Origin of the sequence: Streptomyces sp. RP5T (genome assembly GCF_003933965.1) — a bacterium.
GTDB lineage: Bacteria > Actinomycetota > Actinomycetes > Streptomycetales > Streptomycetaceae > Streptomyces.
This window is the reverse complement of sequence record NZ_RSAJ01000188.1, coordinates 1-14,495: the sequence shown is the minus strand read 5'-3', so window position 1 is coordinate 14,495 and position 14,495 is coordinate 1. Positions and strand designations below refer to the sequence as shown.

The following is a 14,495-nucleotide window of genomic DNA, read 5'->3' as shown; positions in this document are numbered from 1 at the left end:
GGTGGGAAGAATGCGCGAGGTTGCTCATGGTGGGGTGCCTCTCGGGAAAGGGGATCAGCGGGGCAGCCAGTCGAAGGCCTCGGCGCTCGGGCGGTCGCCCGGCTTGTACTCGAGGCCGACCCAGCCGTCGTAGCCCGCCTTCTTCAGCTGGTCGAGGAGGTCGTCGAGGGGGAGCGCGCCCGTGCCCGGAGCGCCGCGGCCCGGGTTGTCGGCGATCTGCACATGGCCGGTCCTCGAGGCGAACTCCTCGATCACCGCCGGCAGGTCCTCGCCGTTCATGGACAGGTGGTAGAGGTCCATCAGGAACTTCGCGTTGCCGAGGCCGCTCGCGTCGTTGACCCTGTCGACGACCCCGACCGCGGCCGGCGCGCTCACCAGCGGGTACAGCGGGGACTCGGGCCGGTTGAGGGCCTCGACCAGGAGGACCGCGCCGATCCGGTCGGCCGCGCGGGCCGCGAGGACCAGGTTCTCCAGGGCGAGCGCGTCCTGCTCGGCCGGGTCCACGCCGTCGACCCGGTTGCCGTACAGGGCGTTGAGCGCCCCGGCGCCCAGTGACCCGGCGAAGTCGGCCGCCACGTCGATGTTGGCGCGGAACCGCTCCGACTCCTCGCCGGGGATCGACAGGGCGCCCCGGTCCGGACCGGGCAGCCTGCCCGCGTAGAAGTTCAGGCCCGTGAGCCGGACGCCCGCGTCCTCGATCGCCTTCCTCAGCGCGTCGAGCTCGGACCGCTCCGGGGTCGGGGTGTCGATCCAGGGCCACCACAGCTCGACCGCGGTGAAGCCGGCCGCGGCGGCGGCCGCGGGGCGCTCCAGGAGCGGGAGTTCCGTGAAGAGGATCGACAGGTTGACGTTGAAGCGCTGGTCGGCGAATCCCATCGGGGTCGGCGCTCCCTTCCGTGTCGAGTACGTTCGTGAGTAATTTCCGTAATGCGGAAGTTAGTTTCTGCTTATTGGAAGATTGCCGCCGGGTCGAAGGCGTTGTCAAGAGGGCCCGGCGGAAAACGGCACCGCGGGTTAGGTTGTGCGCGTGCGATTGAGAGTGGAGTTCACGACCGAGCCCTTCGACCTCGACGAGGCGCCGGCGCACGCGCTCGTGGCCCGTGAGGTCATCGAGGCGGCCGAGCTGGACGCGGTGGACGTCGGCCCGTTCGGCAACACCGCCGAAGGCGGCGCCGACGAGGTGCTCACCGCCGTGGACGCCCTGCTGCGCCGGACCCTGGCCTCCGGTGCCACCCGGATCTCCCTCCAGGTCAACGTGGTCGGGGAGGCCGACGCGTGAGCGCCGACGAGCCGTTCATCGCGGCGGTCAAGCCGCTGGTCGACGCCATGGGCGGCGAGATGCTCCCGCCCGACGAGGCCGGCCCCGACGACGTCGTGCTCGCCTGGGAGGGGGTCGACGTGCTCGCCGTACGGCTGCCGCAGCTCGCGGACTCCCTCGATCACATCCTGGCGGCCATGGAGCGCAAGCGGGGCAAGCCGCTCGCCGACCTGGACCGCAAGGCCAAGCAGGAGGTCGTGCGCATATTGGAGGCGCGCGGCGCCTTCTCCGTACGGCATGGCGTGGAGACCGTCGCGAGCGCCCTCGGGGTGAGCCGCTTCACGGTCTACAACTACCTGAACCGGGACAAAGCGTAGGCGGCGGACCCGGCCGGGTTTCGTAACCCCGAATTTTCAACAAAGTGTTGACGTGATGTCGCGTGGAGGCGTTAGCTGACTCCCGTGACTTCGACTTCCACGTCCCCCGGCCTGGCCCGGTTCAACGCCCTGGAGGAGCACGCGGCCCACGCGGCCCTCCTGGAGGTGTGCGCCTCGACGGCGTGGGTACGGCGTCTGCTCGCCGGCCGCCCCTACGCGAGCGCCGAGGACCTGTACACCGCCGGCGACACCGCCATGGGCGAGCTGACCGCCGACGACCTCGCCGAGGCCATGGCGGGTCACCCGCCGATCGGCCGCCCCGAGCCCGGGGACCCGACCTCCGCCCGCGAGCAGCGCGGCATGGCCGGCGCCTCCGAGGCGCTCCGGGCGGAGATGCTGGAACTGAACCTGGCGTACCAGGAGAGGTTCGGCCATGTCTTCCTGATCTGCGCGACCGGCCGCACCGCCGAGCAGATGAGGGACGCCGTCAAGGAGCGGATCGGCAACGCGCCGGAGCGGGAACGCGAGATCGTCCGCACCGAGCTGGGCAGGATCAACCGCATCCGGCTCGCCCGGCTCGTCGAGGAAGACTGAAGAGGACCCCGGACCATGAGCACGAGCACCACCGCATCCGTGTCCACGCACATCCTGGACACCAGCGTCGGCCGCCCCGCCGAGGGCGTCCCCGTCCGGCTCGCGGCCCGCGCCGGCCGCCAGGCGGACTGGCAGGCGCTCGGCGGCTCCGCGACCGACGCGGACGGGCGGTGCAAGGACCTGCCGGCGCTGCCGGAGGGAACCACCCACGTACGGCTCGACTTCGCCGTGGAGCCGTACTTCTTGAAGAAGCAAGCCGATGCGCAGCAGGAGGCCCCCGCGACTCGGGACAGCGGTGCCGGTGTGTTCTTCCCGGAGGTGGCGATCACGTTCGCCGTCGTGCCGGGCGAGCACTACCACGTACCGCTGCTGCTCAACCCGTTCGGCTACTCCGTTTACCGAGGGAGCTAGCTACATGGCAGTCAATTCCCGTCCAGCCCACCCTGTAGTTCTTGGACAGAACCAGTACGGCAAGGCCGAGAACCGAGTCGTCAGGATCACGCGGGACGGCGCCACCCACCACATCAAGGACCTCAACGTCTCGGTGTCGCTGAGCGGCGACATGGACGAGGTCCACTACTCCGGCTCCAACGCCCACGTCCTGCCGACCGACACCACCAAGAACACGGTGTACGCGTTCGCCAAGGAGCACGGCATCGAGTCCGCCGAGCAGTTCGGCATCCACCTGGCCCGGCACTTCGTCACCTCGCAGGAGCCGATCAGGACGGCCCGTATCCGCATCGAGGAGTACACCTGGGAGCGGATCGGGACGGCCGGCGAGGACGAGCACTCCTTCGTCCGCCAGGGCCAGGAGACCCGCCTGACCCAGATCACCCACGACGGCTCCTCCTGGGAGGTCGTCTCCGGGCTCAAGGACCTGACCGTCATGAACTCGACCAACTCCGAGTTCTGGGGCTACGTCAAGGACAAGTACACGACCCTGCCCGAGGCCTACGACCGCATCCTGGCCACCGACGTCTCCGCCCGCTGGCGCTTCAACTGGTCGCACGACGAGCAGGAGACGCCCGACTGGGAGACGTCCTACGCACAGGTGAAGAAGCACATGCTCCAGGCCTTCGCCGAGACGTACTCGCTCTCGCTCCAGCAGACCCTGTACCAGATGGGTGCGCGGATCATCGAGAACCGCGGCGAGATCGACGAGGTCCGCTTCTCCCTGCCCAACAAGCACCACTTCCTGGTCGACCTGGAGCCCTTCGGCCTGAAGAACGACAACGAGGTGTACTTCGCCGCCGACCGGCCCTACGGCCTGATCGAGGCGACCGTCCTGCGGGACGGCGTCGAGCCGAGGATCCCGGTGGACCTCACCAACCTCTAGCAACTCCGTCGCGGCACCCGCGGCCGGGCACGGGCTCCGCAAGGGCCCACCGGCCGCGGCACTCGAACTCCCGGGGTCCTGCCGTGCCCTCCGAACCTCAGCGCAAAGGACGAACCATGGCAGCAGACCGGCGCATCGTCATCGAGAACTGTGCGATCGCGACCGTGGACGCGCACGACACCGAGTACCCGAGCGGGCACGTCGTCATCGCCGGCAACCGCATCGAGTCGCTCGGCGCGGGCAGGGCCCCCGAGGGCCTGGAGAACGTCGACCGCCGCATCGACGCCGACGGCCACCTGGTGACCCCCGGCCTGGTCAACACCCACCACCACTACTACCAGTGGATCACCCGGGGGCTGGCCACCGACCACAACCTCTTCAACTGGCTCGTCGCCCTCTACCCGACCTGGGCGCGCATCGACGAGCAGATGGTCTACGCGGCGGCGCAGGGCTCCCTCGCGATGATGGCCCGCGGCGGCGTCACCACCGCCATGGACCACCACTACGTCTACCCCGCGGGCTCCGGCGACCTGTCCGGCGCGATCATCCGCGCCGCCCGCGAGACCGGCGTCCGCTTCACCCTCGCCCGCGGCTCCATGGACCGCAGCGAGAAGGACGGCGGCCTGCCCCCGGACTTCGCCGTCGAGACCCTGGAAGGCGCCCTCGCCGCGACCGAGGCGACCGTCCGGGAGCACCACGACCCCTCCTTCGACGCGATGACCCAGATCGCCGTCGCCCCCTGCTCGCCGTTCTCCGTCTCCACCGAACTCCTGAGCCAGGGAGCCGAGTTGGCCCGCCGACTCGGCGTACGGCTGCACACCCACGGCTCGGAGACCGTCGAGGAGGAGCAGTTCTGCAAGGAACTGTTCGGCATGGGCCCCACCGACTACTTCGAGTCCACCGGCTGGCTCGGCGAGGACGTGTGGATGGCGCACTGCGTCCACATGAACGACTCCGACATCGCCGCCTTCGCCCGTACGAGGACGGGTGTGGCCCACTGCCCCTCGTCCAACGCCCGTCTGGCCGCGGGCATCGCCCGGGTCCCCGACATGCTCGCGGCCGGCGTCCCGGTCGGCCTCGGCGTCGACGGCACCGCGTCCAACGAGTCCGGCGAACTCCACACCGAACTGCGCAACGCCCTGCTCATCAACCGGCTCGGAGCACACCGGGAAGCGGCCCTGAACGCCCGGCAGGCCCTGCGTCTTGGCACCTACGGCGGCGCCCAGGTACTGGGCCGCGCGGCCGAGACCGGCTCCCTGGAAGCGGGCAAGCTCGCCGACCTGGTGCTGTGGAGGCTCGACACCCTCGCCCACTCCTCGATCGCCGACCCGGTGACCGCGCTGGTCTTCGGCGCGGCGGCACCGGTCACGGCCTCGTTCGTGAACGGCCGTCAGATCGTCGAGGACGGACGCCTGTTGCACGTCGACGAGGACGCCGTCGCCCGCTCGACGCGGGAGCAGGCGCGGCGCCTGGCCCGGATCGCCGGTCACTGAGTCCCGTACGGCATCGATCTCCGGCCGGGAGGGACGGCTCCCGGCCGGCAGCCGTGGACGCCCTTGCGTGTCCGCGGCGGCCGTGCCCGGGGCGCGTGTTGGACGCACGCGCCCCGGAACGGTCCCCGCACGGCCGCGCACCACCTCCCTGAAACCCACGTCAGTGCCGACGTGCAACCGCCCGGAGGCGAGCCGCAGTGTCAGTCCACCCCGTCGACGAAAAACTCCCCGCTCTCAAGATGGCGACCACCGGCCTCCAGCACGTGGCCGCCATGTACGCCGGAGTCGTCGCCCCGCCCCTGATCGTCGGCGCGGCCATCGGCCTCTCCGCCACCGACCTCACCTTCCTCACCGGCGCCTGCCTGTTCACCGCCGGCCTCGCCACCTTCCTGCAGACCCTCGGCATCTGGCGGATCGGCGCCCGGCTGCCCTTCGTCAACGGCGTCACCTTCGCCGGCGTCGCCCCCATGACCGCGGTCGTCGCCTCCACGGACGACCGGTCCGACGCCCTGCCGGTCATCTTCGGCGCGGTGATCGTCGCCGGACTCCTCGGCTTCCTCGCCGCCCCCTTCTTCAGCAAGGCGATCCGCTTCTTCCCGCCGGTCGTCACCGGGACCGTCATCACCCTGATAGGCGTCTCGCTCCTGCCGGTCGCCTTCGGCTGGGCGCAGGGCCCCGACCCGGCCGCCAAGGACTACGGTTCGACGACCAACCTGGGCCTGGCCGCGGCGACGCTGGTGATCGTGCTGCTGCTGCGCCGCTTCACCCGCGGTTTCGTGAAGCAGGTCGCGGTGCTGCTGGGCCTCGTGGCCGGCACGCTGGTCGCTATCCCGTTCGGCGCGACGGACTTCGGGCCGGTCACCGACGCGGCCGTCGTCGGCTTCCCCACCCCCTTCCACTTCGGTGCCCCGCAGTTCCAGATCGCCGCGATCGTGTCGATGTGCGTGGTGATGGTCGTCTCGATGACCGAATCGACCGCCGACATGCTGGCGTTGGGCGAGATCGTCGAACGTCCCGCCGACGAGCGGACCATCGCCGCCGGTCTGCGCGCCGACACCCTCGGCTCCGCGATCAGCCCCCTCTTCAACGGCTTCATGTGCAGTGCCTTCGCCCAGAACATCGGCCTCGTGGCGATGACGAGGATCCGCAGCCGCTACGTCGTCGCGACCGGCGGCGCCTTCCTGGTGCTGATGGGCCTGTGCCCCATGGCCGCCTCGCTCATCGCCGTCGTACCGCGCCCGGTGCTCGGCGGCGCCGGAGTGGTCCTGTTCGGCTCGGTGGCCGCCAGCGGCATCCAGACCCTGGCCAAGGCGGGCCTGGACAAGGACAACAACGTCCTGATCGTCGCCGTCTCGCTGGCCGTCGGCATGATCCCGATCACCGCGCCGGAGTTCTACCACGCCTTCCCCGAGACCGCGAAGATCGTCCTGGACTCGGGGATCTCGACCGGCTGTGTCGCCGCGGTGATCCTGAACCTGGTCTTCAACCACCTCGGCCGGGGCCGGGACGCCCAGGACGTCACCCACCCCATGGAGGCCGTCCCCGCTCAGCCGATCTCGTAACTGTCCCCGTACACCTTCCACTTGAGCGGTGTGTCCAGGCCGAGATTGCCCGCGGTGAGGAACACCCGCTGGGCGGTCTCGACCCGGCTCACGTCATGGTGCGCCCTCTCCTGCCTCATCGCCCGCACCCGCGCGTCCAGGAAGGCGTGCAGATACGCCGTCTCGTCGCCGCCGTGCGCGGGGGTGCGGGCCCTTCCGCGAGCCCGGTCGCGGATGCCGCCGAAGCTCCGGGCGTCGCGGCCGGGACCGTGCATGACCATCGCGTCGTAGTAGATGAACTGGCCGAGCGTGCCGAGGCCGTCCTTCTTGGCACGCGCGACCGCCGGGTCGAAGTAGCCGCGGTCCCGCTCGTCCCGCTGAGCCGTGCGGAACTCCGTGGTCCGCGCCGCCGCCCGCCAGGCCGCGGGAAAGCCCGGGTCCAGCCCGTCGTGCGAGTCGCCGCCGTCCACCGCGCGCAGGGCGGGCAGATAGGGGGCCAGGGGGTTGCCGGGGACCCGTTCCGTGTAGAGCTCGACCAGCGCCAGCATGTCGCTCGTACCCGAGCAGAATCCGATGATGCCGGCGGTGTAGCCGCGGCCGTCCCCGATGTCCTCGATGTATCCGTACTGCGCCTGCCAGTCCAGCGAGGAGTTCTCCGCGCTCGACACGAGCCGCATGGCGAGGTCCTTCTTGACCGGGTCGTCGAGCCCGGTCGCCTCCGCGGCCTCGGCGGACGACCACCGGGAGCTCAGCACGCCGACTCCGAGGGCGGCGAGCAGGGTGCGGCGGGCGGAAGCTCTGGACAGGAAGGCCACGTGGTCTCCAAGGATGGCGCTGTGCAGTGGGGTCGAGGGTCGCGTGCCGGCTCGGGAACGCGGTGGGGGGTCGGTGGCAGGGCGCTGTGAAGGCGGGTCACCGGGCGCCGGCGGCGAGCGGCCGGTCCGGGAGGCCCTCCGTGACCGGGGCGGCCGGCGGCACCCCGGTGCCGGGGCCCGGCAGCCGGGGGGCCCGCTCGGGTACGGAGTTGGTCACGCGTCCACCGTAAGGGCGGTGCCGGGGCGTCCGGGTGCGAAACGTACCGGAATCTCCTGTTCGGGAGAGCGGCCTTGCGGGGGTGGCCCTGCGGCCGTCGGCCCTCGTGTGCGACACGCCGAACTGCGCGACCTGAACCGATGATCGCCTCCGGCTGGCGCTGCCGCTGATGCTGGGGCGCCCGGCGCGGCCCCCTGGGCCGATCCGCCGACCGTGTCCGCCACCGCGCCCCGGCAATACCGCGCCGAACGGGAGGCGGAGCCGGCGGGCCGGGCTACAGCAGGCTCGGGTCCGTGGCCAGGGCCTTGAGCCGCTCGCCCGCGTCCGCGACCAGGCGCCGCCGGGTGAGGTCCATCAGCCCGCCGACCGCGGTGATCTCGGCGGCCACGGTGCCGTCCGTCTTGCGGATCGTCTGCTCCACGCGGAACGTCTTGCCCTCGCCCCACTCGAACGCGCAGGTCACCTCCACCTCGTCGCCGGCCAGCAGTTCCCGCCGGTAGCGGATGGTGGTCTCCAGGGCCACCGGCCCCACCCCGCTGCCGATGAGCGCGGCCTGGGTGATCCCGGCGGCCCTGAGCAGCGACCAGCGGGCGTGCTCCGCGTAGTTGAGGTACACGCTCTGGTTGAGGTGGCCCTGCACGTCCGTCTCGTACCCGCGGACGGTCACCGGCACGGAAAACGGCTCGCTCACGTCAATCCCCTCTCACACCACGGCAGTTGCTTGACCCGATCCTGACATGTGCCCCCTACACCCGGCGCGGCGAGGCCAGCAGGTACCGGGCCCTGGTCCGCGGCTGCGTGTACTCGCCGGCCTGCCAGCCGGCCCGCTCCAGGGTGTGCGCGCAGGCCCGCAGCGCCTCGGCGTCCGGAGCGTGCACGGCCACGGCCTCGGGCTGCGGGGTGGCGCGCACCCGGTAGCCGGGCGAGCCGCCCGCTTCCGGCGCGTGCCCGGCCGCCTCCAGCGCCAGCGCGGCCGCCTGCACCAGATGGGCGCGCTCCCAGCCGCACGGCCGGTCCGTGGCCCCGTCGGGGTTGGTCATCCGGCGCAGCTCCAGCAGCCCCTCCCACGCGCTGTGCACCTCACGCGTCCGGGCCGGACCGGTGTCCACGGCCTCCGGCGTGCCGCCGATGTACGCGGCGAACACACCGGTGGGCGGGTCGGCGGCCCGCTCCGGCTCCTCCTCGCGAGTCTCCCGTACACGGTGGCCGGCCGGTGTCAGGAAGTGGTCGTGCGGCGGCCGCGGGTGCCGGAAGGCCAGTCCGCGCTTGACCAGGGCCTCCAGCTGGGCCGCGGTGCCCTTGATCCGCCCGGTGACGGGATCGGCGGCGTCGATGACACGCCGCTGCGCGGCGGTGGGCGGTCGTGTCACGGCGTGCTCCTTCCCCGGGGCCCTCTCCGGGAGGGTCCGCACGACGGGCCGTACGGATCACTTCCCCTCCGTTTCGAAGGCTACGACGGGGGTCTGACATTCCACCCGGCGATCACCGGCCGCCCGTGCTCGGTCCCCAGCCGGCACAGGGCCCCCGTGGCCAGCTGGAACAGGGCTCCGGCCGACGCGGGCAGCCCGAGGCGACGGGCGGTGAGCACGCGCAGGAAGTGACCGTGCGCCACCAGCACCACGCACCCCTCGGTGTTCGCGTGCGCCGCGTCCACCTTCGCCAGCACGCGGTCGGCCCGCTGACCGACCTGCTCCGGGCTCTCCCCGGGATGGTCGGGCGGGCCCGGGGTCACCCCGTCCGTGAACAGGAACCAGTCCGGACGCTCCCGCTGGATGTCGACGGTGCTCACGCCCTCGTAGCCGCCGTAGTCCCACTCGCGCAGATCCACGTCGACCCGCAGGTCGTGCAGCCCGATCAGTTCCGCGGTCTCCCGGGCCCGCTGGAGAGGGCTGACGAAGGCGGCGCCGATGCGGTGGGAGCGGATCAGCGGCACCAGGCGGCGCGCCTCCTCCCGGCCGCGCTCGGTCAGCGGCACGTCCGTCAGGCCGGTGTGCCGCCCGGACCGCGACCACTCGGTCTCGCCGTGCCGCACCAGAAAGAGATCACCCACACGCCCGCCCTTCCCAGTCGTCTACCAGCACGGTCCCACAGGGCTCCGGTGCCGCGCAGGACGGATTGGGCTGGACGGCCAGGGGCTCAGACCCCTGGCAGCCCCTGCACCGACTGCGCGAGTTGCCCCACCGCGACCACCAGCGGTGTCACCGGCTGCACGAACTCGTTGAGCCGGTCCAGGGCGCGGCGCAGGACCGTCGGCTGGGGTTCGGGCTCGTCCAGCTCCTCACGGAGGCGGCGCAGCTCTCTGGTGGTGGCGTCGGGGTCGGTGAGCAACGCCCGGTGCTCCTCCAGCAACCGCTCGACGTACGCGAGGAGTTCGGCCGTGCGCTCGGCGTCCTGGGGCTGGAAGGAGACCGAGCCGGAGAAGGCCTGGGCGTGGTCACCCACGGCCTGGTTGCCGACGTAGTGGGTGCCCCCGCTGATCATGACGCCGTTGTTGACCGGAGGGTCCTGGCGGCTGTCTTCGTTGCCCATGATGAGGATCTCCTGCTCGACGGAACTGACTGCCCCGACTACGTGCCGGAGCCGCCGACGGCGCCCGTGGCCGCCGCACCGGGCTGTGCCGGGGCGTGCTGCCCCGGCACGTGCTGCGTGGCGGTCGCGCCCGTACCGATCGCCTGGTTGCCGATGATGCTCGTCCCGCCCTGCTGGATGAGCCCCTGGTTGAGGATGGTCTGCTGCTGGGCGCGGAAGTCGGTGGTGTCGTAGCCGCGCGCGTCGAGGAACTCGCGGATCGCCGCGAGGGTGTGGCGCTCCACCAGGGCCGTGATGCGCGTGGCGTCCACGACCTGGAAGTAGTTGTGGTAGTTCGGGCTCAGTGCCAGCTCCCGGACGCTCACCCGGGCGCCGAAGTCGTAGACCGGATCCTGCTCCAGGGCCTTGAGCTCGTCCACCATCCGTCTGCTGTGCCGCTCGTCGAACCAGGCCTGCCGCAGTGCCCTGAACGGCGCCGCGTAGAAGGCCTTCCCGGTGCGGGGGAGGGCGTCCAGCAGCAGTCCCCGCCGTGCCGCGGGGGAGAGGGGCCCGCGCAGCCGGTCCACGACGTGGTACTCGGCGCGCACCGGACCGAGCACGTGGTTGCTGCAGTGCAGGTGCAGCGTCCGCCCGGTGGTCGAGAAGTGCAGGAACACGCTCGGCACCACGTCCCCGCCCCACAGCGGCACATGGACCGCCAGACAGTGGCGGACCGCCCCGGTGGGACGCTCCGTGATCCGCTCGACCTCGTCGGCCGCCAGCCGCGCGGCCGGGGTGAGGCTCCTGGCCCTGATGAACCGCTCGTCGTCGCCGATGCCGGTGCCGCTCGCGAAGATCCGGTCCTCGACGACCAGGGAGGCGAGGGACTGAGCGAGGTCCGCCTCCGCCCCGTCCGGCGCGCCGCGCGTGGCGGTCGCCAGCAGCCGCGCGCGTACCTGCTCGACGAGTTCGGTGACGGTGAACGCCTGCGGGCCGTCGGGGCGCGGGAGACCGCCCATCGGATGGCCCGCGGGCAGCAGCGGCACCGCGAGCGACCACTGCGAGGCGGCCTCCGCGTAGCCGATGAAGGGCTTGTACCCGCTGTACACCGTGACGTTGCCGTCCTGCGCCTCCCGGATGGCCGCCAGCCGCTCGGCCATCCACTTGCGCGGCGGCACGGTCGGCCGCGGCTGCCGGGCGAAGGCCTCGCGGGTCATGGTCGTGCGCAGCAGCCGGTCGACGGCGAGCTCGTGGCGTACGACGGTGACGTACGCGAACGCCACGGTCGCGAGGGACAGCAGCACGGCCGGCACCCCGGCGAGATAGGCGCCCAGCAGCCAGCTCACGAAGCCGGGGGCGGGCAGTGCCGAGAGGAGGTAGCCGAAGGCGAAGGCGACGAGCACCGTGATGCCCGCCGTGATCGCGGTGCCGACCAGCACCCTGCTCTCGGGCTCGTGGCGGCCCCGGGTGGCCCGGCTCGGCCGGGCGCGGGCCTGCTGGGCGGCCGACAGGAACACCGTGACGAACAGCAGCCACAGGGGCGCGAACACGGCGAGGACGGCGTAGGCCGCGGTCAGCCCGAGATCGCGGCGCCCGCGCAGCTCCTGGGCCGTCAGACAGTGGCGCACCACCGTCACCAGGTCGATGTCGGGCGAGGCCGCCACGGCGCCCGCCTCGTCGGCCAGGAGGTCCTCGACCACCCGCTCGGCGAAGCTCTCGTCGATGTAGGCGGCGGCGCACAGATACCGGGTGACGTCACCCGGCGCGCTCCCGACCGGCATGTGGACCGGCGCGGTCGTCATGCCGAGCCCTCCCTCTCTCCAGCGGCGGAGCGGCGCCCTGACGGCGCCGACGGAGCTCCCGGTCCGGGCCCCGGCCCGGCGGCTCAGGAGCGCGAGCAGGACGCCCGCCGCCAGGCCGAACAGCAGGCCGCTGGGCAGCAGGTAGTCCAGCATCATGTCGGTGGGCGGCAGTCGCACCTCGGGGACGAAGGCCTTGTGCAGGCCCCACCACACGAGGTTGGCGGCCACCGAGACGGACACGCCCACGACGAGGCAGCGCAGCAGACCCGACTTCCCGCGGACCGACATCCGCCACAGGAAGAAGGCGAGGCCGGCGATCAGGAACAGAACCGCGAGGTCGTTGACGACCAGCCCGCCGGTGGTGCCGTACCGCGCGTCCGAGGTGTCCCAGCCGGGGACGTACGCGGCTTCGAGCAGTCGGCGCAGGGTCTTGCTCTGCGACCCCTCGATGTAGAACTTCCGCTCGTAGAGGTCCTGGAACCGCCTCTGCACCCAGGGGCTGCCGAAGACACCGAGGCTCAGGACCAGCAGTGCGAGACGGCCGCGTAAGGCCGGGGGCGTCTTCGAGGCACGGTGACGAGACAAGAACACCCGGGATCCCCCCATCCCCCGACCCTGCGGATCAGTGGCCGCACTCTATGGCATCCCCTCCCGCCCCGACCATGAATCCCGCCAACACCACCGGCTACTGCCGGTATCCGCTCAGGAAGCGCCCGATCCGCCCGATCGCAGCCTCCAGGTCCTGCGCGTGAGGCAGCGTGAGGATGCGGAAGTGGTCCGGGGTGGGCCAGTTGAAGCCTGTGCCCTGGACGACCTGGATCTTCTCCCGCAGCAGCAGGTCCAGGACGAACTTCTCGTCGTCGTGGATCTTGTGGACCTTGGGGTCCAGGCGCGGGAAGGCGTAGAGCGAGCCCTTCGGCTGCACGCACGACACCCCGGGGATCTCGTTGAGCTTCTCCCAGGCCACGGTGCGCTGTTCGTACAACCGGCCGCCGGGCGCGGTCAGTTCGTGGATGGACTGGCGGCCGCCGAGGGCGGCCTGGATGGCGTACTGCGCGGGGGCGTTGGCGCACAGCCGCATGGAGGCCAGCATGGTCAGGCCCTCCAGGTAGTTCCTGGCGTGCTGCCGGGGCCCGGTGACCACCAGCCAGCCCGAGCGGAAGCCCGCCACCCGGTAGGTCTTGGACAGGCCGCAGAAGGTCAGCACGACCAGGTCGGGGGCGAGCGCGGCGACCGAGTGGTGCACGGCGTCGTCGTAGAGGATCTGGTCGTAGATCTCGTCGGCGAAGACCATCAGGCCGTGCCGGCGGGCGAGGTCGAGGATGCCCTCGATGACCTCCTTCGGGTAGACCGCGCCGGTGGGGTTGTTCGGGTTGATGATGACGACGGCCTTGGTGCGGTCGGTGATCTTCGCGGCCATGTCGTCCAGGTCCGGGTACCAGTCGGCCTGTTCGTCGCAGAGGTAGTGGACCGCCTTGCCGCCGGCGAGCGTGGTGACCGCCGTCCAGAGGGGGAAGTCCGGTGCGGGGATGAGGATTTCGTCGCCGTCCTCGACCAGTGCCTGTACGGCCATCGAGATCAGTTCGGAGATGCCGTTGCCCAGGAAGACGTCGTCGACGCCGACCTCCAGGCCCAGGGTCTGGTAGCGGCCGGCCACGGCCCGGCGGGCGGAGAGGATGCCGCGCGAGTCGGTGTAGCCGTGCGCCTGCGGGAGCATCCGGATCATGTCCTGGAGGATCTCCTCCGGTGCCTCGAAGCCGAACAGCGCGGGGTTTCCGGTGTTGAGGCGCAGCACGCTGTGGCCCGCCTCCTCCAGTGCGTCGGCGTGCTCGATCACCGGGCCGCGGATCTCGTAACAGACCTCGCTGAGCTTGCTCGACTGCCGGAACTCCATGCGCTGCTGCCTCTCCGGTTTCGTGTGTTGCTTGGTTTTACCAAGTGGGAGCTTGGAAAGTCCAACAACTTGTCTAGACTGCGTCGCATGTCACCTCGCCGAAGCTACGACCAGTACTGTTCCGCGGCCCGCGCCCTCGACCTCGTCGGCGACCGCTGGACCCTGCTGATCGTCCGGGAACTGCTGGCCGGTCCGCGCCGCTACACGGACCTGCACGCCGACCTGCCCGGCGTCAGCACGGACGTACTCGCCTCACGGCTGAAGGACATGGAGCGCGACGGCCTGGCCACCCGGCGCCGGCTGCCCCCGCCCGGCGCCGCCTACGTCTACGAACTCACTCCGCGCGGAGGCGAGTTGCTGCCCGTGCTGCAGGCCCTCGGCGCCTGGGGAGAGGCCGAACTCGGCGTACGGCGGCCCACCGACGCCGTACGCGCCCACTGGTTCGCACTGCCCCTGCTGCGTGCGCTGGAGGGTGAGGGCCTCGTCGAAGTACGGCTGGAGGAAGGCGAGTTCCATCTGCACGTCGGGGCAGGCCAGGACGGTCCCGCGTACGGCGACGGACCGGCCCCCGGGGAGCCCGACGCCCGGCTGGTCCTGGACGCCGGGACCTGCGAGGCGCTCGGCAGGGGGGAGTTGAGCCTGCCGGACGCGGTGCGGGGC

General features: G+C 71.5%; 16 protein-coding genes. 8 read left to right on the top strand and 8 right to left on the bottom strand.

What is annotated here, in order from left to right; all coding sequences use genetic code 11:
- Window positions 1–54: 54 nt before the first annotated feature.
- A complete protein-coding gene (locus EHS43_RS20580; protein WP_125192236.1) occupies window positions 55–876 on the bottom strand; it encodes a TIM barrel protein in 822 nt (273 codons plus the stop codon).
- Window positions 877–1,027: 151 nt separating this feature from the next.
- On the opposite strand from EHS43_RS20580, the gene EHS43_RS20575 reads away from it, so the two are divergent.
- The 7 genes from EHS43_RS20575 to EHS43_RS20545 all read left to right on the top strand — a co-directional run bounded on the left by EHS43_RS20575 (window position 1,028) and on the right by EHS43_RS20545 (window position 6,620).
- Window positions 1,028–1,279 carry a hypothetical protein gene (locus EHS43_RS20575; RefSeq protein ID WP_125192235.1) on the top strand — a complete coding sequence of 84 codons (252 nt, stop codon included), beginning with the start codon at window positions 1,028–1,030 and terminating at the stop codon, window positions 1,277–1,279.
- 47 nt (window positions 1,280–1,326) lie between these two features.
- Window positions 1,327–1,635: a helix-turn-helix domain-containing protein gene (locus EHS43_RS20570; RefSeq protein ID WP_185806331.1), complete on the top strand. Its 309-nt coding sequence runs from the start codon at window positions 1,327–1,329 to the stop codon at window positions 1,633–1,635.
- An 84-nt stretch (window positions 1,636–1,719) separates the two neighbouring features.
- Window positions 1,720–2,229 (top strand): 2-oxo-4-hydroxy-4-carboxy-5-ureidoimidazoline decarboxylase, encoded by a 510-nt coding sequence (gene uraD, locus EHS43_RS20565; RefSeq protein WP_125192233.1) that lies wholly within the window; start codon window positions 1,720–1,722, stop codon window positions 2,227–2,229.
- A gap of 15 nt (window positions 2,230–2,244) precedes the next feature.
- On the top strand, window positions 2,245–2,640 hold the full coding sequence (uraH, locus tag EHS43_RS20560; protein ID WP_125192232.1) for a hydroxyisourate hydrolase: 396 nt from the start codon (window positions 2,245–2,247) through the stop codon (window positions 2,638–2,640).
- A 4-nt stretch (window positions 2,641–2,644) separates the two neighbouring features.
- Window positions 2,645–3,565: a factor-independent urate hydroxylase gene (pucL, locus tag EHS43_RS20555; protein WP_125192231.1), complete on the top strand. Its 921-nt coding sequence runs from the start codon at window positions 2,645–2,647 to the stop codon at window positions 3,563–3,565.
- A 116-nt stretch (window positions 3,566–3,681) separates the two neighbouring features.
- Entirely contained in the window at window positions 3,682–5,058 is a 1,377-nt protein-coding gene (locus EHS43_RS20550) for an 8-oxoguanine deaminase (protein ID WP_125192230.1), read from the top strand.
- 197 nt (window positions 5,059–5,255) lie between these two features.
- Window positions 5,256–6,620 carry a nucleobase:cation symporter-2 family protein gene (locus EHS43_RS20545; protein ID WP_125192229.1) on the top strand — a complete coding sequence of 455 codons (1,365 nt, stop codon included), beginning with the start codon at window positions 5,256–5,258 and terminating at the stop codon, window positions 6,618–6,620.
- On the opposite strand, the gene EHS43_RS20540 is transcribed toward EHS43_RS20545, so the two are convergent.
- From EHS43_RS20540 to EHS43_RS20510, 7 genes are all read right to left on the bottom strand, one after another.
- Window positions 6,605–7,354 (bottom strand): chitosanase, encoded by a 750-nt coding sequence (locus tag EHS43_RS20540; RefSeq protein ID WP_260470633.1) that lies wholly within the window; start codon window positions 7,352–7,354, stop codon window positions 6,605–6,607. The two genes, EHS43_RS20545 and EHS43_RS20540, sit on opposite strands and share 16 nt — an antisense overlap.
- A gap of 551 nt (window positions 7,355–7,905) precedes the next feature.
- Complete coding sequence (locus tag EHS43_RS20535) at window positions 7,906–8,322, bottom strand: thioesterase family protein (RefSeq protein WP_125192228.1); 417 nt, start codon at window positions 8,320–8,322, stop codon at window positions 7,906–7,908.
- Between the two features lie 55 nt (window positions 8,323–8,377).
- A complete protein-coding gene (locus tag EHS43_RS20530; RefSeq protein WP_125192227.1) occupies window positions 8,378–9,001 on the bottom strand; it encodes a hypothetical protein in 624 nt (207 codons plus the stop codon).
- 80 nt (window positions 9,002–9,081) lie between these two features.
- The gene (locus EHS43_RS20525; RefSeq protein WP_125192226.1) at window positions 9,082–9,681 is read right to left on the bottom strand and encodes a histidine phosphatase family protein; all 600 of its coding nucleotides are present in this window, start codon (window positions 9,679–9,681) and stop codon (window positions 9,082–9,084) included.
- Between the two features lie 86 nt (window positions 9,682–9,767).
- A complete protein-coding gene (locus EHS43_RS20520; RefSeq protein WP_185806330.1) occupies window positions 9,768–10,160 on the bottom strand; it encodes a hypothetical protein in 393 nt (130 codons plus the stop codon).
- 38 nt (window positions 10,161–10,198) lie between these two features.
- Window positions 10,199–12,532: a hypothetical protein gene (locus EHS43_RS20515; RefSeq protein ID WP_125192225.1), complete on the bottom strand. Its 2,334-nt coding sequence runs from the start codon at window positions 12,530–12,532 to the stop codon at window positions 10,199–10,201.
- A 94-nt stretch (window positions 12,533–12,626) separates the two neighbouring features.
- Window positions 12,627–13,835, bottom strand: coding sequence for a pyridoxal phosphate-dependent aminotransferase (locus tag EHS43_RS20510; RefSeq protein ID WP_125192224.1), 1,209 nt, complete (start codon window positions 13,833–13,835; stop codon window positions 12,627–12,629).
- Window positions 13,836–13,922: 87 nt separating this feature from the next.
- Here EHS43_RS20510 and EHS43_RS20505 point away from each other — a divergent pair.
- On the top strand, window positions 13,923–14,495 hold a 573-nt coding region (locus EHS43_RS20505), incomplete at its 3' end, for a helix-turn-helix domain-containing protein (protein ID WP_148104065.1).